The sequence below is a fragment of the Robertkochia flava genome (assembly GCF_020166515.1).
GTDB classification, from domain to species: domain Bacteria; phylum Bacteroidota; class Bacteroidia; order Flavobacteriales; family Flavobacteriaceae; genus Robertkochia; species Robertkochia flava.
Map to the genome: position 1 here is coordinate 156323 of NZ_JAINZT010000008.1, position 22768 is coordinate 179090.

Consider the following 22768-nt stretch of genomic DNA (forward strand, 5'->3'; position numbering starts at 1 on the left):
GATGTATAAATTTAATAACCTGGATTTTGGGTTAAGTTGGTGTTAATTTGAAGTACGTTATTGGGTAGTGGGAAGATCTTGCGGAAATCCTCTACAGGTCTTCCGTTCTGGGCTCCTCCTTTAAAAGGCCACAGGTAACTTCCGCTGGTAAACTGTCCGTAACGGATCAGGTCGGTTCTTCTGAATCCTTCCCATTGCAGTTCTCTGGAACGCTCATCGAGCACAAATTGTGCATTTAGTTCGGTTTGGCTTATTCTTGGAGCTCCTGCACGATCTCTCAACTCGTTGATAAGTGCAGTGGCGGTACCAAGACTCCCTCCACCTCCCTTAAGGGCTGCTTCGGCATAGTTCAGGTACATTTCTGCCAAACGGATCAACGGAATATCAGAATCGGCAAAATCTCCGGAAGTATCACTTCCCTGGTTGCCATTAACATCCACGTTTCTGTATTTAATCAAGGCATAGCCATCTTCGAAAGTGTTGGCAATAGTCTGGATCTCGTAGTTCTGGCCATCGGTGTAGAAGTTCGCCCGGGCATCGCTCCACGCGATCGGAAATCCATCTGCATCCGTAGCGGTTTCGGCATAATCAAATTTCTCCACCAGGGCTTTTGTGGTACGGTAACCTGCCCATCCTCCGTTTACACCGAAGAAAGCAGGGTCCATACTTCCTCCAACAGGGGCGTGGCACATAAAGGTAGACCCCCCAAAGGTTTGTCCCTTGACCCCGTCAAAGTTCAAAACAAAGATGAACTCGTTCTGGGCTCCGTTGGTATCATTATCGGCCAGGAAAAGCTCATCATAGGCGTTCCCGTTCCCGTTTCCGTCATTAGTGTTCAGGCTGTAGGCACTGTTGATTACAGCTTCGGCATTTTGAAGGGCTTCCGTATATTTTGCCTCTCCTATAAATACTTCTGCATTCAGGTACATTCTTGAAAGTAAGGCCTGAGCAGCTGCCTGGTCAACCCTTCCGTACTCATTGGATAATGCAGGTTTGAGGTCTTCCTGGATCTCAGTGAGTTCGCTTTCCAGGAAGGCGAAGATCTCCTGCCGATTGCTTTGCTGAGGTAACTCGGTGGTAATCTCGGTTACCAAAGGCACATTTGCATAAAGGTCCATCAGGTTGTAATACGCATAGGCTCTCACAAACCGGGCCTCTGCGATAAAAGAACGCACCTCTTCATTTTCTGTACCCAGTTGTCCCGCATTCGAGATAAAGGAATTGGAAAAAGAAACTACCTGGGCCAGGCGGTAATACATGGCTTCGGTAAAGTCGTTCCCTGCTCCCCAGTCCATCTCGTGAAGGTCCGGAAGTCCAGGGTCTCCCCAGCCCACCACACAGTGGTCGGTGGTGAGTTCGTTCAGGTTGTAAAGCATACGGGTAAACTGTGAAAACCCTTCATCGATCCCGGCAATGTCTGCCTGGCCCGCAGGACCTTGCTGTCCGGTGAGGGCCATGGAGGCATACACCTTGGCCAATGCCGATTTTGCCTCATCGATATTCTGATACACATCGATCTCGGTAAAGAGGTCCGGATCGATTGGCGTCTGGTCCAGGTCACTATGACAGGCCGTGATCATACCACCGGCTATCAAACTTAAGACTAAATATTTTATCCTTTTCATGTCCTGTTATTTAAAAATTAAGATTTAACCCAAGAACGAATACTCGTGGACGTGGGTAAAAGTTATTGTCAATTCCTCCCGTAATTTCCGGGTCAAGTCCGCTGTAATTGGAGATCACCAACAGGTTGTTGGCAGCTCCATAGATACGGAACGGATTTCCAAAGAAGGCATCCTGGAAGGTATACCCCAGGGTAACGTTGTCCAGTCGGAAGAAGGAGGCGTTCTCAATATAATAATCACTGATGAGATTCACCTCGGTAAACTGCTGGAATCCGGTAGTGAGGATCTCAGAGTGGGTATTGGTCAGAATATCGTTCTGGAACACATTGTTGATCGCAGAGGTACTCGCAATATTGTTGTAAGCGTAGTTTCCGATATTGGCACGGGAAACCGCCTGGAGATCCCAGTTCTTCCAGTTGATACTGGTGTTAAGACCCATGATCACATCTGCGTAAGGATCTTTGTAGAAGTAGCGGTCGTCGGTATTGATCTGGCCGTCTCCGTTAATATCGGCAACAGCACCTTCGATCGGATTTCCGTCTTCATCATAGATTTGCTTGTATACGAAGAAACTGAACGGAGAGATGCCTTCCTGGTGGCGCTGGATGGTATTTCCAACCCCTCCGGAGATGCCTCCCACATCCTGGGTATCGGGTAACCTTGTAATGGTGTTGTCGTTAAAGGCTACGTTGTAATTCAGGTTCCATCTGAAGTTTTCAGTTTCTACGAGGGTAAGTCCAAGTTCTACCTCGATACCTTTGTTCTCCATATCTCCGATGTTCGCAGGAATGACGTTCCCGAAGTTGGTGAACGGGTCAACAATGGTGTTGGCGATCAGGTCGTTGGTTTTCTTCAGGTAGGCGTTTACCGAACCGTTCACACGGCTGTTAAAGAAAGCGAAGTCCAAACCTGCGTTCCAGGTGCTACCTACTTCCCATCTCAGGTCTTCATTGATAGGTTCCGGACGGAAGGTGTTGTAGAACTGGCTTCCGAACTGGTATTGGGCCGTATTGGTACTTCCCACGTATCGGGTAAGGAAGTTGTAATCTCCAAGACCGTTAACGTTACCAACCTCTCCGTAACCTACTCTTAATTTCAACTGGTTAAAGAATCCTCCGGTGGCAAAAGACTCGTTGTGGATGTTCCAGGCTGCAGCAACAGACGGGAAGTACCCCCATCGGTCGTCCGGATTCAATTTCGAGGAAGCATCGGCACGAAGCGAAGCTTTAATGATGTATCTGTTGTCAAAATCGTATTTCACCCTTCCGAAGTAAGAAAGAAGCACATTTCTCGACTTGTCGATAAACTCCTGGTTGATCGAAGCTTCTTCATCCAGGCTTCCATCGGCCTTGAGAATACGCTCCGTGTTCAGGGAGTAATTGTCGAACTCGAATTTCTGGTAAGAGTAACCCGCAGTAGCCTCCAGGTTGTTGCTTCCAAAATCGCGGTTATAGGTCAGGTAGGCGTCGAAAAGCGAGTTGATGGCTTCCTGGGTATAATCGTTTCTGGACCCGTCGAACCCGGTGTTCGAAGTTGGGATATTAGGTTGGGTCTCACTGAACCCTTCACTGCTGGAGTAGTCGTAACCGGCATTTACGGTAGCGGTTAATCCCTCTGCCCATGGCAGGCTGTAATCCACTTTGAAGTTTCCGACAAAGCGATCTACTGTTGCCTGATCGTTTACCAGGTCCAGCAGGGCGATCGGGTTGGTCGGTGCCAGGTTAAGCTGTTGGGTTCCTGAAGCATTCAGGTAGGTGTAATAACCCACATCGTTTCCATTCTCGTCTGTGAAGGCGTAGAAAGGCGAATTGATATCGTATACCGGCTTGGTAGGATCAAAGGAATTGGCGGCTCCGATCGCTCCCCGGTTGGCAAACTTATTATCGGTGCGCGATACCCTGGCGTTGAACTCCAGAAGAAGGTTGTCATCCAGCAATCGCGGACGCAGGTTAAAGGAACCTGTCATACGCTCCAGGTTATCCCCTTTAAGAATACCTCCCTGGTCGGTGTAACCAACAGATGCGCGGAAAGGAATGTTGAAGATCCCTCCCTGTGCACTTACCGTGTGGTCTCCACCAAAGGCAGTACCGTAGATCAGGTCCTGCCAGTCCGTAGAAGCACTTCCCAGCCGGGCAATGTCGTCTGCATCTCCGTAGGTGTTCACCACATCGCGAAACTCATTTGCTGTAAGCACATCTACATAATTTACAGGTTCGTATACCGAAGTGATCCCGGTGTAATTCAGTTTTAGCTCCCCGGCCTTACCTTTTTTAGTGGTGATCAGGATCACCCCGTTGGCAGCACGGGAACCGTAGATGGAAGTAGCAGATGCGTCCTTTAGTACGCTCATGGACTCAATATCGTTCGGGTTGATAAGGTTGAGCGGGTTCCTTGAACCTCCGACTCCTCCGTCATTCAACGGTACGCCGTCTACTACGAAAAGTGGATTTGAATTCAGGCTCAGGGAGCTGATACCCCTGATCAGTACGTTGGATCCTTCTCCGGGAGCTCCACTGCCTGTAGTGATCGAAACCCCTGCTACCTTACCCTGGATAAGCTGCTGGGCAGATACGATGGGTCCCTGGTTAAAGTCTTCGGTGGTTACCACATCCACCGCATCGGTGGCTTCTTCTTTTTTAACGGTACCGTATCCGATCACCACAACCTCTCCGAGTTGTTCGGCGTCTTCAGACAGGGTTACCCTGATGGGTTGACCGTTTATGGTTACTTCCTGGGAAACGAATCCGATATAGGAAATAACCAGCACATCGCCCGTGCCGGCTTCTATGGTAAAATTACCATCAAAATCGGTCGCAGTTCCCCGTGTCGTTCCTTTAACGATCACGTTCACCCCGGGCATAGGCATGCCCGAGCCTGCTTCCATTACTACACCACTTACCGTATCCTGTGCATGGGCGACTAACCCGAGCAACAGCAGGCACATGGTGATGTATCTTTGCATTGTCTTCATAAGTAGTTAAATAATTAGTGTTAGTGCTATGGTTATGCTAGTACTTCTCGAAGGCTAAAAGTATGTAAAGAGAAGGTTAGGAAAACGTTTGCGTAGTTAAAACTCGAGCGAAAACGTTTTCGTGTTAAAAACTTTTTTCTTTTTGAGAATTGCTATTTCTGGTGTTATCTTTCTGCCATTATCGCAATAAAGTCTTGCGGGATCAACTAAATTGGTACTATGAAAAAGAAGGTCACCCTAAAACAGATCGCAAAAGAACTCGATGTTTCGGTATCCACCGTTTCCAAGGCACTGCGCAACAGTTCAGAGATCAGCCTGGATACCCGGGAGAAGGTGCAGGCCTTTGCCAAACTCTACAATTACCGGCCCAACAATATTGCCATCAGCCTGAAGAACAGAAAGTCGAAGAATATCGGAGTGATCATTCCCGAGATCGTACATCATTTTTTCACCATGGTGATCAGCGGAATCGAGAATGTTGCCAACAGCAACGGATACAACGTGATCGTTTGTCTTTCCAATGAAAGCTTTGCCAGGGAAGTGGTCAATATGGAGATGCTGGCTCATGGGAGTATCGACGGATTTATCATGTCTTTATCCAAGGAAACCCAGGAGAAAGGCGACTACCATCATCTGAGGGAAGTGGTCAACCAGGGCATGCCGCTGGTGATGTTTGACCGGGTTGCCGATGAGATCTATTGCGATAAGGTGGTGATCGACGATGCTCAGGCGGCCTATAATGCGGTAAATCATCTTATTGCAACGGGTTGTCGGAAGATCGCCATCATTACCACCGAAGATCATGTGAGTGTCGGGAAATTGCGTACGCTGGGGTACCAGAATGCCCTTCAGGACGCGGGAATACCATTTAACGAAAACCTTGTAGTAAAAGTGGATGGAGAAGAGGCGTGTGAAAAAGCGGTCCATCAACTTCTTAAGTATCAGGTGGTTGACGGCATTTTCGGAGTTAATGAGCTGTTTGCCATCATCGCCATGCGAGAGGCGCTTAAACGGGGGTTTAAGGTGCCGGAAGACATCGCGGTGATCGGGTTTACCGATGGGATACTTTCCAAGTACTCTAATCCGCCCTTAAGTACGGTAGTGCAGCACGGATTTGAGATCGGGGTCATGGCGGGACAAATGCTTATCGATAAACTGGAGGAGCGGGAAACCGAAGACCATTACCGTACAGAGGTGATCAAAACCTCCCTGGAATTGCGTGAATCTACCCGATAGTTTTTTCGTGCATCAAAGTGTTTTTACTTTAAAACCTGTATATTAGCGGCTCAAAACTTATGCTTATACTTCTCACCTATTATAAGTTTTGATAAGTCGTAGCGCTTATCGTAGTCATAATTAATCACTTACGATAATGAAAAAGCGTAAATTAAGTTTCTGGGAGATTTGGAACATGAGTTTCGGTTTTTTGGGAATTCAAATGGGTTTTGCCCTCCAGAATGCCAACGTCAGCAGGATCTTTCAGACCTTGGGTGCAGATATTGAGGATATTCCCATCCTTTGGGTTGCCGCCCCTTTAACCGGGCTCATCGTGCAACCTATCATCGGATATTTTAGTGACCGGACGTGGACGCGCCTGGGGAGAAGAAGGCCCTATTTTTTAGTGGGAGCTATTCTGGCATCTATGGCGTTATTTGTAATGCCGAATTCCCCGGTACTTTGGTTTGCGGCAGGAATGCTCTGGATCATGGATGCTTCTATTAATGTTTCCATGGAGCCCTTCCGGGCCTTTGTGGGAGATAACCTTCCTAACAGGCAGCGAACAAAAGGGTTTGCTATGCAGGCGTTCTTTATAGGGGTTGGCGCCTATGTGGCTTCCCTTTTACCCCAGTTACTTACATGGATGGGGGTATCGAATACCGCTCCTGAAGGAATGATCCCGGATTCTGTAAAATACTCCTTTTATATCGGAGGTGCTGCTTTTTTCGTCACGGTTCTCTGGACGGTGATCTTTTCCCGGGAATATTCTCCGGAAGAGCTCGCTTCTTTTGAAAGCGAAGATGAAACCTACCAGGAAGAGGAACGTTCCCGGGACTGGTACCAGAGTAACGGAAAGAAGCATCAGCTTATCGGAGGGGTCGCCCTTGCCATTGGAGTGGCGTTCTCCTACCTCGTGTATCTCTTTGATCTCAAGAAAGACCTTTATGTATTGTCGCTCGGTTTGGTGGGATTGGGCGGACTGGCCCTGATCATTTCAGGCTGGTACCAGACCCGGCAGAAAACCGACAATGGATTCGTGACCATCATGAATGATTTTCAGTTCATGCCCAGGGTGATGAAACAACTGGCGATGGTACAGTTTTTTTCCTGGTTTGCGCTTTTCTCCATGTGGATCTTTACCACAGGGGCAGTTACCGAGCATATTTACGGAACAACAGATACCACCTCCGAGCTCTATAATACCGGGGCGAACCAGGTTGGGGCTATGTTTGCCAACTACAATCTTATCGCAGCCATGGCAGCATTTTTATTGCCATTATTAGCCAAAAAAACAAGTAGAAAATTTACGCATTTTGTAGCTTTGTTGTTAGGAGGACTGGGGCTTATCTGGGTCTATTTTGTGGAAGACCCCACCTTCTTTAACCTTGAACTACTACCTATGATCGGGGTGGGTATTGCATGGGCCAGTATTCTATCTGTGCCATATGCCATGCTCTCGGGAGCCCTGCCATCTTCGAAAATGGGGTATTATATGGGAGTTTTTAACTTCTTTATTGTGATCCCTCAATTGGTAGCCGCTTCCATCCTGGGATTCCTGATCGCAACATTTTTTGAGAGCCAACCTGTTTATGCCCTGCTTATCGGTGGGTTTTCCATGATACTTGCCGGATTGCTTTCGCTTAAGGTCGACGATAATGAAGAATTTGAAACAAAGGGCGCATCACCAAAGCCCTGAATGAAAAAAATAGCATATGAAAGGATTTATATTTGATCTGGATGGTGTGATCGTAGATACGGCACATTTTCATTTCCTGGCCTGGAAAAAAACTGCAGATGAACTCGGGCTTGAACTTACCGAAGAAATGAACGAACAATTGAAGGGGGTGAGCCGCATCGATTCGTTAAAAAAGATACTGGCCTGGGCTGATAAGGAGATCAGCCAGGACCATTTTGATAAACTCACCACAGAAAAGAATACCGATTACCTCTCTTATGTAGAGGAAATGACCTCCGGAGATATTCTCCCGGGGGTGGAAGCATTTATCACGCAGATCAAATCCCAGGGCTATCCCGTGGCACTTGGATCGGCAAGTAAAAATGCTCCCAGGATCCTTAAAAAGATCGGCCTGTTCGATCTGTTTGACACCATCGTGGACGGAAACAGCGTTAAAAAGGCGAAACCCGATCCGGAAGTTTTTGTGATCGCTGCCGGAAACCTGGGGGTAGCCCGGGAAGAATGTGTGGTCTTTGAGGACAGCGAAGCCGGAGTGACCGCTGCAAATAATGCAGGCATGGTCTCCATTGGAATCGGAAGCCCGGAGAACCTGGGGCATGCCGATCACGTTTTTGGAAACTTTACCGAGTTTTCCACAGAATTTATTGTTAACCTAGAACCTAAAGTAAAATGAATCAGGATTATATCAAACCAAGTGAGTGGTCTTTAATTGAAGAAGGCTTTGAACCCGATCGCGTACGGTCGTCAGAAAGTTTGTTTAGTATCGGAAACGGGGCCATGGGCCAGCGTGCCAACTTTGAAGAGCATTACAGCGGGAAAACTTTCCAGGGGAGTTATATAGCCGGTGTATACTACCCGGATAAGACCAGGGTAGGTTGGTGGAAGAACGGGTACCCCGAGTATTTCGCCAAGGTGCTCAATGCTCCAAATTGGATCGGTATTGATGTACAGGTTAACGGGGAACAACTCGATCTCAATGCCTGTAAAAAAGTGTCGGATTACCGCCGGGAACTGAACATGAAGGGGGGGTGGTACCAAAGAAGCTTTAAAGCCGTTCTGAATAACGGTACCGAGATCGAAGTGTGTGCTACGCGGTTTTTGAGCCTTGATATCGACGAGGTGGGTGCAATTAAATTCGAAGTAACGCCTTTGAACGGGGATGCGGAGATCACCTTTACACCTTATGTAGACGGAGGGATCACCAATGAAGACTCTAACTGGGATGATAAGTTCTGGGATGTATATGAAGCCGGAACCGAAAAGGATTACGGTTATGTCATGTCTATGACCATGAAAACCGGATTTCATGTGTGTACCGGAATGCGTGCAGCCTTAATGGTAGACGGCAAATTGCAGAACCAGGAACCCGCAGCAGAAAGTACTGCCCTGAAGTCAAGCCTGACCTATAAGGCGAAGGTGCTGAGAAACACCACCGCGACCCTGGTTAAAATGGCAGGATATGTAACTTCCCTGAACCACGACAAAGCCACCTTGCGTAGCGCCTCTGAAAAGGCGTTGAACAAGGCTGTGGAGATCGGTTTTGAGGAATTGAAGAATATGCAGGCAGCCAGTTGGGGAGCGATCTGGGATATGGCCGATATTACCATAGAAGGGGATGTGAAGGCACAGCAGGGAATTCGTTTTAATATTTTCCAGCTTAACCAGACCTACCTCGGAAGGGATGCCCGTCTGAATATCGGACCTAAAGGATTTACCGGAGAGAAGTATGGAGGAAGTACCTATTGGGATACCGAAGCCTACTGTTTGCCTTTTTACATGGCAACCAAGGATGCTCAGGTGGCCAGGAACCTGCTCAAATACAGGTATAACCACCTGGAAAAAGCGATTGAGAATGCAGGGAAGCTCGGCTTTAAGAACGGTGCAGCCCTGTACCCGATGGTTACCATGAACGGGGAAGAATGCCATAACGAGTGGGAGATCACCTTTGAAGAGATCCACCGGAATGGAGCCATAGCCTTTGCCATTTACAACTACGTGCGTTACACCGGAGATTACAGCTATGTCCCTGAAATGGGACTCGAGGTGCTTATCGGTATTGCCAGGTTCTGGCATCAGCGGGCCAACTATTCGGCTCAGAAAGATAAGTACGTGATCCTTGGGGTAACCGGACCAAACGAATACGAAAACAACGTTAACAATAACTGGTATACCAACTACATTGCAAAATGGTGTATCGAATACGCCAAGGAGCAACTCGACAGGGTAAAAGCCGATTACGGTGCAGATCATTCGAGAATCCTTGCCAAAACAAAACTTACCGAGGCCGAGATCGCCGAATGGATGAAGGTAGCCGGAAATATGTACTTCCCTTACTCGGAAGAGCATGGCGTTTACCTCCAGCAGGACGGATTCCTGGATAAGGAGATGGTAAAAGTTGCCGATCTGGATCCTTCACAGCGTCCGATCAACCAGCATTGGTCATGGGATCACATTCTGAGATCTCCATACATCAAACAGGCCGATACCCTGCAGGGCTTCTACTTCTTTGAAGACCATTTCAGTAAGGAAGCGCTTGAAAAGCATTTTGACTTCTATGAGCCTTTCACGGTTCATGAATCTTCCCTGTCGCCCTGTGTACATTCCATTCAGGCCGCCGTATTGAACCGGATGGATCAGGCCTATACCTTTTACCTGAGAACTTCCAGGCTGGATCTGGACGATTATAACAAGGAGGTGCACGAGGGACTTCACATTACCTCTATGGCAGGAACGTGGATGAGTATTGTAGAAGGTTTTGGAGGCATGCGGGTTAAGAATGATATGCTGTCGCTCGAACCCCGTATCCCTTCCCAGTGGGATTCCTATTCCTTTAAAGTGAATTTCAGGGATACTATCCTTAAGGTTGAAGTGAAGCAAAACGAAACCGTAGTGAAGATCGAAAAAGGAGGGGCAATGCAGTTGATGGTGAATGGTAAAAAGCTCGAGGTTACTCCTGAAAAAACAGTATCCGCTTAAACCATTATATACTATCCCAAATGCGAATTTATTTACTTAAAGCCTTATTGCTGTTGTGGACAGGCGTGGCCTGTTCGCAGCAGTTAAAGGTAGAACCGCCTAACTGGTGGGTCGGAATGCACCGGTCTGAGATCCAGCTTCTGGTCTATGGAGAAGAAATTTCTGCTCTTGAACCCGTTTCAGAGCAGCTTACTATAGTTGCTACGGAGCGGACAGAAAACCCGAATTACCTTTTTATTACTTTAGAAACAAAAGGACTGCAGCCTGGGACGTACCCGATAGTTCTGGAACAGGAGGGGAAGCAGGTCTATACAGTAGACTACGAACTCAGGTCCCGCAGGGAAGGATCGGCCGGTAGAAAAGGGTTCGACTCTTCGGACCTGATCTACCTGATCATGCCCGACAGGTTTGCCAATGGCGATCCCGGTAACGACAGTCATCCCGATCTTATAGAGAGGGCCAACAGGAATCTGCCCGGAGGCAGGCACGGAGGGGATATCCAGGGGATCATCGATCATCTGGATTATATAAAAGAACTCGGGGCAACGGCCATTTGGAGTACCCCCTTATGTGAGGATAATGATACGGTGTATTCCTATCATACCTACGCCCAAAGTGATGTGTACCAGATAGACAAGCGCTACGGAACCAATGAGGATTACCGGCGCCTTGCCGCTGAGCTTCACAAAAGGGATATGAAGCTTATCAAGGATTATGTTACCAACCATTGGGGGTTGCAGCACTGGATCATTCAGGACCTTCCGGAGTACGACTGGATACACCAGTTTCCCGGTTACGGACAAACCAATTACCGCATGACCACGCAGATGGACCCTCATGCCTCTCAGATCGATACCCGGTATAATGAAGATGGGTGGTTCGTGAAAAGTATGCCTGACCTGAATCAGCGAAACCCCAAGGTGCTTAACTACCTGGTGCAAAATGCGATCTGGTGGGTGGAGTATGCGGATCTGGACGGATTCCGGGTTGACACCTATTCTTATGGAAATAAAGAGGGGATGGCTGCATGGACCAAGGCCGTTATGGATGAATACCCCAACTTTAATATCGTAGGCGAGGTCTGGATGCACGATCAGGCACAGAACGCTTACTGGCAAAAGGACAGTAAGCTGGGGGCTATCCAGAATTTTAATTCCCATCTGCCCTCGGTAATGGACTTCACCCTCCATAATGCCATCACAGAGGCGTTTGGAGAAGAGGCCGCATGGAACAAAGGAATGATCAGGGTGTATGAGAATTTTGTGAATGATTTTCTGTATCCTGATATCAATAATATCCTTGTCTTTGCTGAAAATCACGATACCATGCGTATCAATGAGCTGTATCCTGAATTCGAGGATTACAATCTTATTATGACACTGCTGGCCACGACCAGGGGTATACCCCAGATCTACTATGGCAGCGAGATCGGCATGATGGGCGATAAGGCCAAAGGGGATGCCGATATCAGAAGAGATTTCCCCGGGGGCTGGGCAGGAGATAAGAATAATGCGTTTACCCCTGATACCAGGAAGGGGAAACAATCGGCTTACCTTTTCTTCAGCCAGGTACTATTTAACTGGCGAAAGACCGCAGAGGCCGTTCACAAAGGCGAAATGATCCATTTTGTGCCCTGGGAGGACGTTTATGTGTACTTCAGAATCTATAATGAAGAAAAGGTCATGGTTATTCTCAATAACAATCCTGATGTGGTCAGACTTGACTTTGACAGGTTTGCGGAGGTGATGAAGAGGGCGACAGTTGGGGAGGAGGTCCTTACCGGATCTACCGTGGATCTTACTGAAGGCTATCTCATGTTAAAAGGGAAAACCCCCATGATCCTGGAATTAAAGTAAAAGACTTTTATGAGGAATTTATATACACTGTTTAGCGGGGTTCTGGCTGGTCTGGTCATGACCCATTGTGCCCCGGCAGCGGAAGAACATAAGTATTCGGTGATCGAATCCCTGGCTACGCCGGTTTACCTCTCTCCGGAGAATAATGTGATCGTGATGCAGGATTATTTCACCAGCCCGGGTGAAATTGACTCTGTTGCTGCTAACAAGGGGTATGATCTGCGATGGAATGAGGCGCACTCCGCACTCACGGTAACGGAAGCAAAAGGGATGCATCCGGTAGCGAACCTCAGGGTCTATACCAGGGGAGGAGTGGTCAATGATATTCCGGTATTTAAAAGTACAGCCACCGAGGTGAACTTTACCTTTGAAGACCCGGAAAAGACCTATGAACAGGTTATGGTAAAAGGCGCATTTAACGGATGGGTTCCGGAACGTTCCCCCATGACCTGGAAGGATGGAAGCTGGCAATATAAAGCGGTATTTTATCCCGGAGATCACCAGTATCTTTTTGTAGCCGACGGGCAGGAAATGACCGATCCGGGGAATGCCAACCGGCAGCCTAATGGTTTCGGAGGATTTAACTCTATCCTTACCGTTGGCAATGGAGCCACCGGGGGCCTGGTGGGATTTTCAAACCTGACAGGAAAGCAGCTTACCCTGAGAGCCGATAAACCTCTGGAGGGGGTGTTGGTCTACCTGGATAACCAGCTCATTTCTGAAGACCGGGTAACTGTCGGAGACAAGGAGGTGCTGATCCAATTGCCTGAACATACCCGGGAGGGCAGGAGTTTTTTAAGGGTGTATCCCTATGATCAAAACGGGTTGACAAACGATATGCTCATACCCCTTGCGAACGGGCAGGTGGTTACCAATACCGAAGACCTTAGCCGGACCGATTTTCATACCCAGGTCATGTACTTTCTGATGGTAGACCGATTTCGCGACGGAGATCCTTCCAATACCAGGAAGGTGGATAATGACACTATTTTGCCCATTGCCAATTATTTCGGCGGCGACCTTCAGGGGGTAGTAGACAAGATCGATGATGGATATTTCCGGGAGCTGGGTATTAATACCATTTGGTTATCGCCCATCACCCAGAATACGGAAGGGGCCTACGGATTGTGGAAGGAGCCTTATACACGGTTTTCCGGCTATCACGGGTACTGGCCGGTTTCGAATACCAGGATCGATTACCGGTTTGGAAACGAAGCCGTGTTAAAAGAACTGATTGCCAAGGCCCATGAAAACGGAATGAATGTGATCCTGGATTATGTGGCCAATCATGTACACAAAGAGCATCCCCTCTATAAGGAACACCCGGAATGGGCGACCTCCCTTTACCTGCCGGATGGTTCGATGAATACGGAGAGGTGGGACGACCACCGTCTTACCACCTGGTTTGATACGCATTTACCCACTCTTGATTTTTCACAGCCTGAAGTAGTGGAAAAAATGACCGACTCTGCTGCCTACTGGGTGACGAATTTTGAGCTCGACGGATTTCGTCACGATGCTACCAAACATATTCAGGAGAATTTCTGGCGTACCCTAACCCATAAGGTAAGAAGCCGTGTGGACAGGCCGATCTACCAGATCGGGGAGACCTACGGAAGCTATGACCTGATCCGGAGTTATGTGAACACAGGGATGCTGGATGCCCAGTTCGATTTTAATCTTTACGACGCCTCGGTAGCGGCATTTGCAAAAGATGATTCTTCTTTCGGAGCCCTGGCAAGGGCGGTGGAACAGGGTATGGAGTATTTCGGAAGTCACCATTTGATGGGGAATATCACCGGAAACCAGGACCGGGCCAGGTTTATTAGCTACGCCTCTGGGGATGTGCGCTTCGATGAAGATGCTAAAGCCGCAGGTTGGACCCGGGATATCGAAATCTCCGACTCGACAGCTTTTAAAAGGCTGGAGATGTTACATGCCTTTAACCTGGTAATTCCCGGAGTACCTTGTATTTATTACGGGGATGAATACGGAGTGCCCGGAGGTAATGATCCGGACAACCGCCGCCAGATGAAATTTAAAGGTTTAAGCGATAAAGAAGCTGCCCTCAGGGCTACGGTTAGTGACCTGGTGAAGATGCGCACCGGGAACATGGCATTGCTTTACGGAACCACAGAATTAAGCCTGCCTCAGGACCGGGTTATGGCGATAAAAAGATCTTATCTTAAAGATGAGGTAACGGTGATCTTTAATAAAACGGATAAGGAATTCTCGGGAGAGGTGTTCGGAAAAACCGTTTCGGTGCCTCCTCATGACTACAGCATTATAATTAAGAATTAACATGAAGAAACGTATAATACCCGTGGTAATGGGTGTGGTTCTTGGTCTGGGCGGATGCCGCCAAGCTGCCCCGGAATCGCAGGAAAAGCAGGAAGAACCTATGAAACCTGAACGACAAAAGGAAGTGGTTTACCAGGTGTTTACCCGGTTATTCGGCAATACCAATACCCGTAATAAGCCGTGGGGAACCATTGAAGAAAACGGAGTTGGAAAATTCAACGATTTTACAGACAAAGCCCTTCAGGAAATCCGGGATCTCGGGGCCACCTATATCTGGTATACAGGAGTGCCTCACCATGCAGTGATCACCGATTATACCACCTACGATATCTCCAATGACGATCCGGATGTGGTTAAGGGCAGGGCCGGATCGCCGTATGCGGTTAAAGACTATTACAATGTGAACCCGGACCTGGCGGAGGATCCCGAAAACCGGCTGCAAGAATTTAAGGAGCTTATCGACCGTACCCATAAGAACGGCTTAAAACTTCTTATCGATATTGTACCAAACCATGTGGCCCGGAGTTATGAGGGAAAAACCAATCCTGAGGGGGTCAGGGACTTCGGGGCCGATGACGATGTGTCGGTAGCCTATTCCAGGGATAATAATTTTTATTATATCCCCGGCGAATCCTTCGAAGTGCCTCAGTGGGAAAACGGGTACCAGCCTCTGGGGGGAGAAGCGCACCCCATGGCCGACGGAAAATTTGATGAAAATCCAGCCAAATGGACCGGGAACGGATCAAGGAAGACTCAGCCATCTATGAATGACTGGTATGAAACCGTAAAGATCAATTACGGGGTAACTCCGGAAGGGGTTAAGGATTTCGATACCCTTCCGGAAGGATTTGACCGTAAGGGATACCAGGAACACTTTGCGTTCTGGCAAGATAAGTCTGTTCCTGATTCCTGGAAGAAATTCCGGGATATAGCCTTGTATTGGACAAAGATGGGGGTAGACGGGTTCCGGTTTGATATGGCGGAAATGGTTCCGGTGGAATTCTGGAGTTACCTGAACTCTCAGATTAAAACGGAAAATCCCGACGCCTTCCTCCTTGCGGAAGTATACCAGCCCGCGCTCTACCGGGATTATATCCGTCTTGGAAAAATGGATTACCTCTACGACAAGGTCGAACTTTATGATACCCTGAAGAATATCCTGCAGGACAGGGGACTCACCAGGAATATTCCCGCCATACAGGAGGGACTTAAAGATATCGAGCATCATATGCTGCATTTCCTTGAGAACCATGATGAGCAGCGTATCGCCAGCCCGGATTTTGCAGGAAGCGCCCAAAAAGGGAAGCCTGCCATGGTGGTGTCGGCACTTATCAGTACGTCTCCCACCATGATCTATTTCGGACAGGAAGTAGGGGAACCCGGAGCTGAAGATGCCGGATTCGGAGATCCAACCAGGACCTCCATCTTCGATTATGTGGGCGTACCTCACCATCAGCGCTGGGTGAATGAAGGCGCTTATGACGGGGGGCAATTGTCTGAAGAAGAGCGAGGGCTCAGGGATTTTTATAAACGACTGCTCAATATCAGTACGGATTATCCTGCCTTTACCGGGGCCTATCAGGACCTGCACCTTTTTAACCTGGAAAAACATGACCTGGGATATGATGACGGGCTCTATAGCTTCGCGCGTTGGACAGAAGATCAGCAAATGATTGTCGTAAGTAATTTTGATGCAAACCAAACTAAGGAATTTGTCCTCAGGATACCCGAAGAACTGGCCCGGTCATGGGACGTTCTCGAAAAGTCCTCAGGACCGGTAATTGCCAGAGATGTACTGAATGGAAGGAATTCGGTGCTACAGGCAGAAGGAGGCTCAGTCTCCATAAAGATGATCCTTCCGCCTTTAGGCTCTGCGGTTTTTGAAATTCAATAAAAGAATTGGAATTTAAGTTGGGAAAAGGAAGGCTGCGGCCTTCCTTTTTGTTTTAAAGAATATCTTTTGATTTTTAAGTTTTTTGTATGTGTCGCATTCTCTTTTCGCCCTTCAGGATGCTACGGTAGATAGCGCCCGTTTAGCCAACGCACCGGAAAGGAAGACGCTCCACGGGTGAAGGTCCTTTGATGGTTATCCGAACTTTTCAGAAGGGAATTTATGTAATAAAAGCCTTATCAATATTCAGGAAATTTTCTTTATTTTAGTAGTTGTAAATCAGTTTGTTAAGGATGGAGGTATATGCGATTCCATGCACTTTTAAATGATAACAATTTTTTAATCTATGGGGTATTTTAAGGTGTTGAAAATTAGCGTTTTGTTGCTTATTTTTGCCGCCATTTTTACAACTAAGCCTATGATAATTGGACACCGGGGTGTCAAGGGTCATGTTGCCGAAAACACCATGGCATCTATAGAAAAGGCCCTTGAGTTTGGGGTGGATGGAATTGAGATTGATGTGTTCCGAATTAAAAGCGGGGAGATCGTGGTTTTTCACGATGAAAAGCTGAGGCGCCTTACCGGGGCCAACGGGATGATCGAAGACCAGACCCTGGAGCAGGTTCGTAAATTAAGGGTAAAGGGCCGATATCCCATTCCAACCCTGGAAGAGGTTTTGCAGCGACTTGATGGAAAGGTTTTGCTGAATATCGAGTTGAAGGGCGAGGGAACTGCCGGACCGGTTTTTGATCTGCTTACCGCTTTTTACAGGCAAAGCAACTGGAGCCGCGATAAGATCCTGATCTCAAGCTTTAACTGGAAAGAGCTGGACACCTACAGAGCGCTGGATCCTGAGATGGCCATTGGGGTGCTTACTGAAAACGATCTTGGAGTTGCCATTGAAAAAGGAAAAACACTCGGTGCTTTATCGATCAATGCAGACCATCACCTGTTAAATGAGCAGTCGGTTAAACAGATCAGGGAAGCTGGACTCCAGGTATGGTGCTGGACGGCAAACAGGCTCCCGGATTTGGAACGCATGTTCGAACTGGAGGTAGATGCAATTATTACAGATTATCCGGACCGGGTAATGGATTAAAACCAACAAACATGACCTACGATGTGATCATAGCAGGGGGAGGGGCTGCAGGATTTTTTGCAGCCATCCAGATTGCCCAACAAGATCCTTCCTTACATCTTGTGATCCTGGAGAAGGGGAAGGATGTATTGAACAAGGTCAGAATTTCCGGTGGCGGACGCTGCAATGTTACCCATGCCGAATTTATCCCGAACGAACTGGCCCGGAACTATCCCCGGGGCGAGCGGGAATTGAGAGGTCCGTTTCACACCTTTTGCAGTGGTGATACGGTAGACTTCTTTGAAAAAAGAGGGGTGCCCCTCAAAACCGAAGAGGACGGAAGAATGTTCCCGGTTTCTGATTCTTCAGAATCGATCATCAATTGTTTCCGGGAAGAGTGCCGGAAACTCGGGATAGAGGTGATCACCAATTGTGGGGTCAACCAGGTCCTGGAGTTCGAAAAGTACTGGGAACTCGATACCGCCGGTGGCACCTTCAGAAGTCGTAAACTCCTGCTTGCCACAGGCAGCAGTCAAAAGGTGTGGCGTATGCTGAGCAAAATGGGGATTACCATTGTAGATCCGGTGCCGTCTCTTTTCACCTTTAATATCAAAGACCCGAGAATTCAGGGGTTAATGGGATTGAGCTCGTTTGCCGGGGTCCGTATCCCGGAAGCGGCGATCGAGGCCGAAGGCCCCGTGCTTATAACACACTGGGGATTGAGCGGGCCGGCGATTCTTCGTTTATCGGCCTGGGGAGCAAGAGCCCTGAACGCCCTGAACTATCATTTCAAAATTCACGTGAACTGGATGTATCCTGAGAACAGGGAGAGCTGTCTTGAGTTGCTACGCGAAGAAATGGAAGCCAATCCAAAACGTACCGTTTTTCGCAGTAAGACCTTTGATCTGCCAAAAAGGTTATGGCAGTCCCTGGTGGAAGCCTCAGGTATAGACAGGAGCCTTAAGTGGGCCGATCTTTCCCGAAAACAAATGAACCGTCTTGTGGATGAACTTACCGATTGTGTCATGGATGTTCATGGGAAGAGTACCTTTAAGGAAGAGTTCGTGACCGCCGGAGGGATCGACCTGAAGGAGGTGGACTTTAAAACCTTTGAAAGCAGGAAATTCTCCGGGTTGTACTTTGCCGGGGAGATCCTGAATATCGATGCGATTACCGGAGGCTTTAATTTTCAGAATGCCTGGACGGGAGCTTATATCGCTGCAAAGGCTATTGCACAGGCTCCCTAGTTGAGTGCCCAGATGTTGTAATTGAGCACAGTGGCAAAACACACCCAGGCCAGATAAGGCACCATTAACCATGCTGCAGCCTTGCTAACCACCCGAAACCACTTTATAGTGAGAACGATAAGCACCAGCAGGGTGATGATGACCAGCAGGGCCCAGAAGGGCTGCTTAAACCCGAAGAACACGATACTCCATAGGGCGTTGAACATAAGTTGAAATCCGAAGTGATACAAAGCTGTCTGCACCCATTTATGGTAAAAACCACGTGCCCATACCAATCCTGCTGCCACCCCCATGGCGATATAGAGCGCTGTCCAAACCGGCGCAAAGATCCAGTTGGGCGGATTGAATGAAGGCTTGTTCAGGGTGGTATACCAGGTGTCTACCGAGCTTTGGGTAGCGTAGCCTGAGAGAAAGCCTACCAGGAGGCAAGCGGCAACGGCGATGAGTATGCGGGTAACAGTTTTTGACATAGGTGATGGGTGTGATCACTAAAATAATCAAATATTTGATATCTGCCGGATGGGAATTGGGGTGTCCAAAGCGGTTTTTCGAAATCTCACATCGCTTCCCCGCTTCCCTGCTTCCCTGCTTCCCTGTTCCCCCGTATCCCTGTATGCCTTTATCCCCGCCTCCCGCCTCCCCGTTTCCCCGTTTCCCCGCCTCCCCGTATCCCCGCTATCCGGCATCCCGGAATTTCATCTATATTTGCACAAACCTCAATCCAACAGTATGGTAAATGACTTTATTTCCGGCCTTCCGGAAGCATTTCCTGAATCCTATGAATGTACCTGGAAGTCCCCCAGTAATATTGCCCTTGTAAAATATTGGGGGAAAAGAGAGGGACAGATCCCTGCCAATCCATCCATCAGTTTTACCCTTGACCACTGTGCCACGACAACAACCGTGAAATTCAAGGCTAAACCGGACAAGGGATTTGATTTTCAGTTACTGTTAGAAGGAAGTCCACAACCGTCATTTCACCCCAAGATTGGAAAGTTCCTGGAGCGAATTGCATCCTATATGCCATTTTTAGAATCCTATTCCATGGATATTAATACTTCCAACAGTTTTCCTCATTCCAGTGGAATTGCATCTTCTGCAAGTGGGATGAGTGCACTGGCCCTGTGTTTGATGAGCCTGGAAAAATTCCTGTTCCCGGAAATGGATGATGCATATTTTTGGAGAAAGGCCTCCTTTCTGGCACGCCTGGGATCGGGAAGTGCATGCAGAAGTTTGGAAGGTCCTCTGGTAAGCTGGGGCGAACATCGGAATATCCCTGTGAGCTCAGACCTGTACGGAACTCCGTACCGTGGCGGGATGCATCCCGTGTTTTCCGGATATCAGGATACCATCCTGCTGGTCGATAAGGGGCAGAAACAGGTGAGCAGCACTGTGGGACATGGATTGATGCACGGTCACCCTTTTGCAGATGCGCGGTTTAGCCAGGCGCATCATAACCTGGACGAACTTATGAAGGTGCTTACGGCCGGGGATCAGGACGGATTTATTAGGATCGTGGAAAGCGAAGCCCTTACCCTTCACGCCATGATGATGAGTTCACAACCATATTTTATTCTTATGAAACCCAATACCCTGGAGATCATAAACAGGATCTGGAAATTCAGGGAAGAGAACACCTCAAAACTCTGTTTTACCCTGGACGCAGGGGCCAATGTCCACCTGTTGTACCCCGCTTCAGAAAAAGAGGAGGTTCTGAAATTTATTGAGGCAGAGTTGGTTGGTTATTGTGAGCATGGTCAGTATATTTGCGACCGGGTTGGAACAGGAGCCAAACAGCTGTAAGCTGCAGGTTTAGGTTGTTCCGGAGCCGGGTTCAGCTACCTTTTTAAGGGTATTTTTGAATTGCTTATTGATATTGATTATATTTAACTAATGGGAAAAGCTCAAACCCATCAAAATTTGAGTTAAAAATGCTATGAAAGGGCCATTATTCTATTCCAAAATATTGTTGTTTGGAGAGTATGGGATTATTAAAGATTCCAAAGGTCTCTCTATACCCTATAATTTTTATAACGGTGCGTTGAAGGTGGATGAGCAGTTGGATGAGCTTGCAGCAAAGTCCAATGCCGGATTAAAGCGATTTGCCGATTATCTGGATACCCTTCAGCACGATAAACCGGAACTCGTTTCTTTCGACCTCGGTCGGATGAGGGCCGATATTTCCCGCGGGATGTACTTCGACAGCAGTATTCCCCAGGGATATGGCGTAGGAAGCAGTGGTGCCCTGGTGGCGGCCATTTACGATAAATACGCTGAAGATAAGATCACGGTACTGGAAAACCTGACCCGGGATAAGCTGATCACCCTGAAGACTATTTTTGGAGAAATGGAAAGTTTCTTTCACGGGAAGTCTTCCGGGCTGGATCCTTTAAACAGTTATTTGAGCCTGCCTATCCTGATCAACAGCAAGGATAATATTGAACCTACGGGAATTCCATCCCAGACCCTGAACGGGAAAGGAGCTGTTTTTTTGCTGGATAGCGGGATCGTAGGGGAAACCGCTCCTATGGTACAGATCTTTATGGAGAATATGAAGCAGGAAGGGTTTCGCAAAATGATCAAGGATCAATTTGTGAAACATACCGATGCCTGTGTAGAAGACTTTCTGAAAGGGGATGTGAATTCCTTGTTCAGCAATATCAAAAAACTTTCTCACGTAGTTCTGGATCACTTTAAGCCCATGATCCCGGCCCAGTTTCACAACTTGTGGGAGCAGGGTATCAAAACCAACGACTACTATCTTAAATTATGTGGTTCCGGAGGTGGCGGTTACATTTTAGGTTTTACGGAGGATATCGAAAAGGCGAGAAAAGCTCTCAAAGATTACAACCTGGAAGTGGTATACCACTTTTAAAACCTGATCGCCCTTAATGTTTACCCGGAAACAACGTACCCTACTGGTAAAACTGCTGAGCTTGTTTTCGGTGGTCAGGGGATATAATGTTTTGGTGGTAGTACTTGCTCAGTACCTTGCTTCTGTTTACATCCTGTCTCCTGATATTCCTGCAAAAGAGGTGTTGTTTGATCCTAATCTCCTGGCGCTGGTCATGGCCTCGGCTCTTGCTATAGCCTCGGGGTATATCATAAACAACTTTTACGATGCAGAAAAAGACCTGATCAACAGGCCCCGGAAGTCCTTTCTCGACCGGCAGGTAAGTCAGCGTTTTAAACTGACCACCTATTTCATCCTTAATTTCCTCTCCGTAATCTGTGCCAGTTACGTTTCCTTTTCGGCGGTATTGTTCTTTTCGGCCTACATTTTCGGGATCTGGTTCTATTCCCATAAATTAAAAAGGGTGGCTCTTCTCGGGAATCTGGTTTCTGCTATGCTGGCCATTACTCCCTTCTTTGCGGTTTTTATCTATTATATGAACTTTGACCTGGTCATCTTTGTCCATGCCCTGTTTCTTTTCCTGCTGATTCTGATCAGGGAAATGGTAAAGGACCTGGAAAACATGAAGGGCGACCTCGTGTATCAGTACAAAACCGTACCGGTGATCTATGGGGAAAGAACTTCCAAGTTTATCATAAGCCTTTTGGTAGGGCTTACCCTCCTGCCTTCCTGGTTGCTCATCCGGCAGTTTGAGATCGGGCATATGTATTACTTTTTCTATGCCTGTGTGATTGTGTTAATGGCCTTTCTTATCATGCTGTGGAGGTCAGAGTCCAGGGTACAATACCTGATGCTTCACAACATTCTCAAATTCATCATTGTATTAGGGGTTTTCAGTATTCTTCTCATTGATGTGGGACTGGTATTAAATCGCTTCAGGTGAGTTTATTGCGCTGTTTCGGGAGATTTTTGACTTCCTGTAACCGCCGGATCTAATTGCTTCTCTAATTATTCTTATGTTGGTGTTGTTTCGCATATCTTTGTAAAAATTTTTT

15 protein-coding genes are annotated in these 22768 nt (G+C 47.7%); 12 read left to right on the forward strand and 3 right to left on the reverse strand.

What is annotated here, in order from left to right:
* Positions 1-11: 11 nt before the first annotated feature.
* Entirely contained in the window at positions 12-1625 is a 1614-nt protein-coding gene (locus K7R11_RS13765) for a RagB/SusD family nutrient uptake outer membrane protein (protein WP_224491325.1), read from the reverse strand.
* 10 nt (positions 1626-1635) lie between these two features.
* A complete protein-coding gene (locus K7R11_RS13770; protein WP_317196485.1) occupies positions 1636-4587 on the reverse strand; it encodes a SusC/RagA family TonB-linked outer membrane protein in 2952 nt (983 codons plus the stop codon).
* A 228-nt stretch (positions 4588-4815) separates the two neighbouring features.
* On the opposite strand from K7R11_RS13770, the gene K7R11_RS13775 reads away from it, so the two are divergent.
* The 9 genes from K7R11_RS13775 (at position 4816) to K7R11_RS13815 (ending at position 18859) form a co-directional block, all read left to right on the forward strand.
* Positions 4816-5832 (forward strand): LacI family DNA-binding transcriptional regulator, encoded by a 1017-nt coding sequence (locus K7R11_RS13775; RefSeq protein ID WP_224491327.1) that lies wholly within the window; start codon positions 4816-4818, stop codon positions 5830-5832.
* 136 nt (positions 5833-5968) lie between these two features.
* Positions 5969-7510: an MFS transporter gene (locus K7R11_RS13780; protein WP_224491328.1), complete on the forward strand. Its 1542-nt coding sequence runs from the start codon at positions 5969-5971 to the stop codon at positions 7508-7510.
* A 16-nt stretch (positions 7511-7526) separates the two neighbouring features.
* Positions 7527-8183: a beta-phosphoglucomutase gene (pgmB, locus tag K7R11_RS13785; protein ID WP_224491329.1), complete on the forward strand. Its 657-nt coding sequence runs from the start codon at positions 7527-7529 to the stop codon at positions 8181-8183.
* Entirely contained in the window at positions 8180-10486 is a 2307-nt protein-coding gene (locus K7R11_RS13790; protein ID WP_224491330.1) for a glycoside hydrolase family 65 protein, read from the forward strand. The genes pgmB and K7R11_RS13790 overlap by 4 nt, the downstream gene beginning before the upstream one ends.
* A gap of 20 nt (positions 10487-10506) precedes the next feature.
* Positions 10507-12342: a glycoside hydrolase family 13 protein gene (locus K7R11_RS13795; protein WP_224491331.1), complete on the forward strand. Its 1836-nt coding sequence runs from the start codon at positions 10507-10509 to the stop codon at positions 12340-12342.
* 9 nt (positions 12343-12351) lie between these two features.
* Complete coding sequence (locus K7R11_RS13800; protein WP_224491332.1) at positions 12352-14643, forward strand: alpha-amylase family glycosyl hydrolase; 2292 nt, start codon at positions 12352-12354, stop codon at positions 14641-14643.
* Between the two features lies 1 nt (position 14644).
* Positions 14645-16537 (forward strand): alpha-amylase family protein, encoded by a 1893-nt coding sequence (locus tag K7R11_RS13805; protein WP_224491333.1) that lies wholly within the window; start codon positions 14645-14647, stop codon positions 16535-16537.
* A gap of 415 nt (positions 16538-16952) precedes the next feature.
* A complete protein-coding gene (locus K7R11_RS13810) occupies positions 16953-17633 on the forward strand; it encodes a glycerophosphodiester phosphodiesterase (RefSeq protein ID WP_224491334.1) in 681 nt (226 codons plus the stop codon).
* Positions 17634-17644: 11 nt separating this feature from the next.
* A complete protein-coding gene (locus K7R11_RS13815) occupies positions 17645-18859 on the forward strand; it encodes a BaiN/RdsA family NAD(P)/FAD-dependent oxidoreductase (protein ID WP_224491335.1) in 1215 nt (404 codons plus the stop codon).
* Here the strand turns inward: K7R11_RS13815 and K7R11_RS13820 are convergent.
* Positions 18856-19329 carry a TspO/MBR family protein gene (locus K7R11_RS13820; RefSeq protein ID WP_224491336.1) on the reverse strand — a complete coding sequence of 158 codons (474 nt, stop codon included), beginning with the start codon at positions 19327-19329 and terminating at the stop codon, positions 18856-18858. The genes K7R11_RS13815 and K7R11_RS13820 overlap by 4 nt on opposite strands.
* A gap of 259 nt (positions 19330-19588) precedes the next feature.
* Here K7R11_RS13820 and K7R11_RS13825 point away from each other — a divergent pair, with 259 nt between their 5' ends.
* The 3 genes from K7R11_RS13825 to K7R11_RS13835 all read left to right on the forward strand — a co-directional run bounded on the left by K7R11_RS13825 (position 19589) and on the right by K7R11_RS13835 (position 22656).
* Positions 19589-20662, forward strand: a complete 1074-nt coding sequence (locus K7R11_RS13825) for a diphosphomevalonate decarboxylase (RefSeq protein WP_224491337.1) — start codon at positions 19589-19591, stop codon at positions 20660-20662.
* 133 nt (positions 20663-20795) lie between these two features.
* Positions 20796-21734 (forward strand): mevalonate kinase family protein, encoded by a 939-nt coding sequence (locus K7R11_RS13830; protein WP_224491338.1) that lies wholly within the window; start codon positions 20796-20798, stop codon positions 21732-21734.
* A gap of 16 nt (positions 21735-21750) precedes the next feature.
* On the forward strand, positions 21751-22656 hold the full coding sequence (locus K7R11_RS13835) for a geranylgeranylglycerol-phosphate geranylgeranyltransferase (protein ID WP_224491339.1): 906 nt from the start codon (positions 21751-21753) through the stop codon (positions 22654-22656).
* Positions 22657-22768 lie beyond the last annotated feature (112 nt).

What these genes read in the sequence shown, in the direction of transcription:
- K7R11_RS13765 (WP_224491325.1), bottom strand. Translation starts at nt 1,625, where the DNA reads ATGAAAAGGATAAAATATTTAGTCTTAAGTTTGATAGCCGGTGGTATG.
- K7R11_RS13770 (WP_317196485.1), bottom strand. Translation starts at nt 4,587, where the DNA reads ATGCAAAGATACATCACCATGTGCCTGCTGTTGCTCGGGTTAGTCGCC.
- K7R11_RS13775 (WP_224491327.1), top strand. Translation starts at nt 4,816, where the DNA reads ATGAAAAAGAAGGTCACCCTAAAACAGATCGCAAAAGAACTCGATGTT.
- K7R11_RS13780 (WP_224491328.1), top strand. Translation starts at nt 5,969, where the DNA reads ATGAAAAAGCGTAAATTAAGTTTCTGGGAGATTTGGAACATGAGTTTC.
- pgmB (WP_224491329.1), top strand. Translation starts at nt 7,527, where the DNA reads ATGAAAGGATTTATATTTGATCTGGATGGTGTGATCGTAGATACGGCA.
- K7R11_RS13790 (WP_224491330.1), top strand. Translation starts at nt 8,180, where the DNA reads ATGAATCAGGATTATATCAAACCAAGTGAGTGGTCTTTAATTGAAGAA.
- K7R11_RS13795 (WP_224491331.1), top strand. Translation starts at nt 10,507, where the DNA reads ATGCGAATTTATTTACTTAAAGCCTTATTGCTGTTGTGGACAGGCGTG.
- K7R11_RS13800 (WP_224491332.1), top strand. Translation starts at nt 12,352, where the DNA reads ATGAGGAATTTATATACACTGTTTAGCGGGGTTCTGGCTGGTCTGGTC.
- K7R11_RS13805 (WP_224491333.1), top strand. Translation starts at nt 14,645, where the DNA reads ATGAAGAAACGTATAATACCCGTGGTAATGGGTGTGGTTCTTGGTCTG.
- K7R11_RS13810 (WP_224491334.1), top strand. Translation starts at nt 16,953, where the DNA reads ATGATAATTGGACACCGGGGTGTCAAGGGTCATGTTGCCGAAAACACC.
- K7R11_RS13815 (WP_224491335.1), top strand. Translation starts at nt 17,645, where the DNA reads ATGACCTACGATGTGATCATAGCAGGGGGAGGGGCTGCAGGATTTTTT.
- K7R11_RS13820 (WP_224491336.1), bottom strand. Translation starts at nt 19,329, where the DNA reads ATGTCAAAAACTGTTACCCGCATACTCATCGCCGTTGCCGCTTGCCTC.
- K7R11_RS13825 (WP_224491337.1), top strand. Translation starts at nt 19,589, where the DNA reads ATGGTAAATGACTTTATTTCCGGCCTTCCGGAAGCATTTCCTGAATCC.
- K7R11_RS13830 (WP_224491338.1), top strand. Translation starts at nt 20,796, where the DNA reads ATGAAAGGGCCATTATTCTATTCCAAAATATTGTTGTTTGGAGAGTAT.
- K7R11_RS13835 (WP_224491339.1), top strand. Translation starts at nt 21,751, where the DNA reads ATGTTTACCCGGAAACAACGTACCCTACTGGTAAAACTGCTGAGCTTG.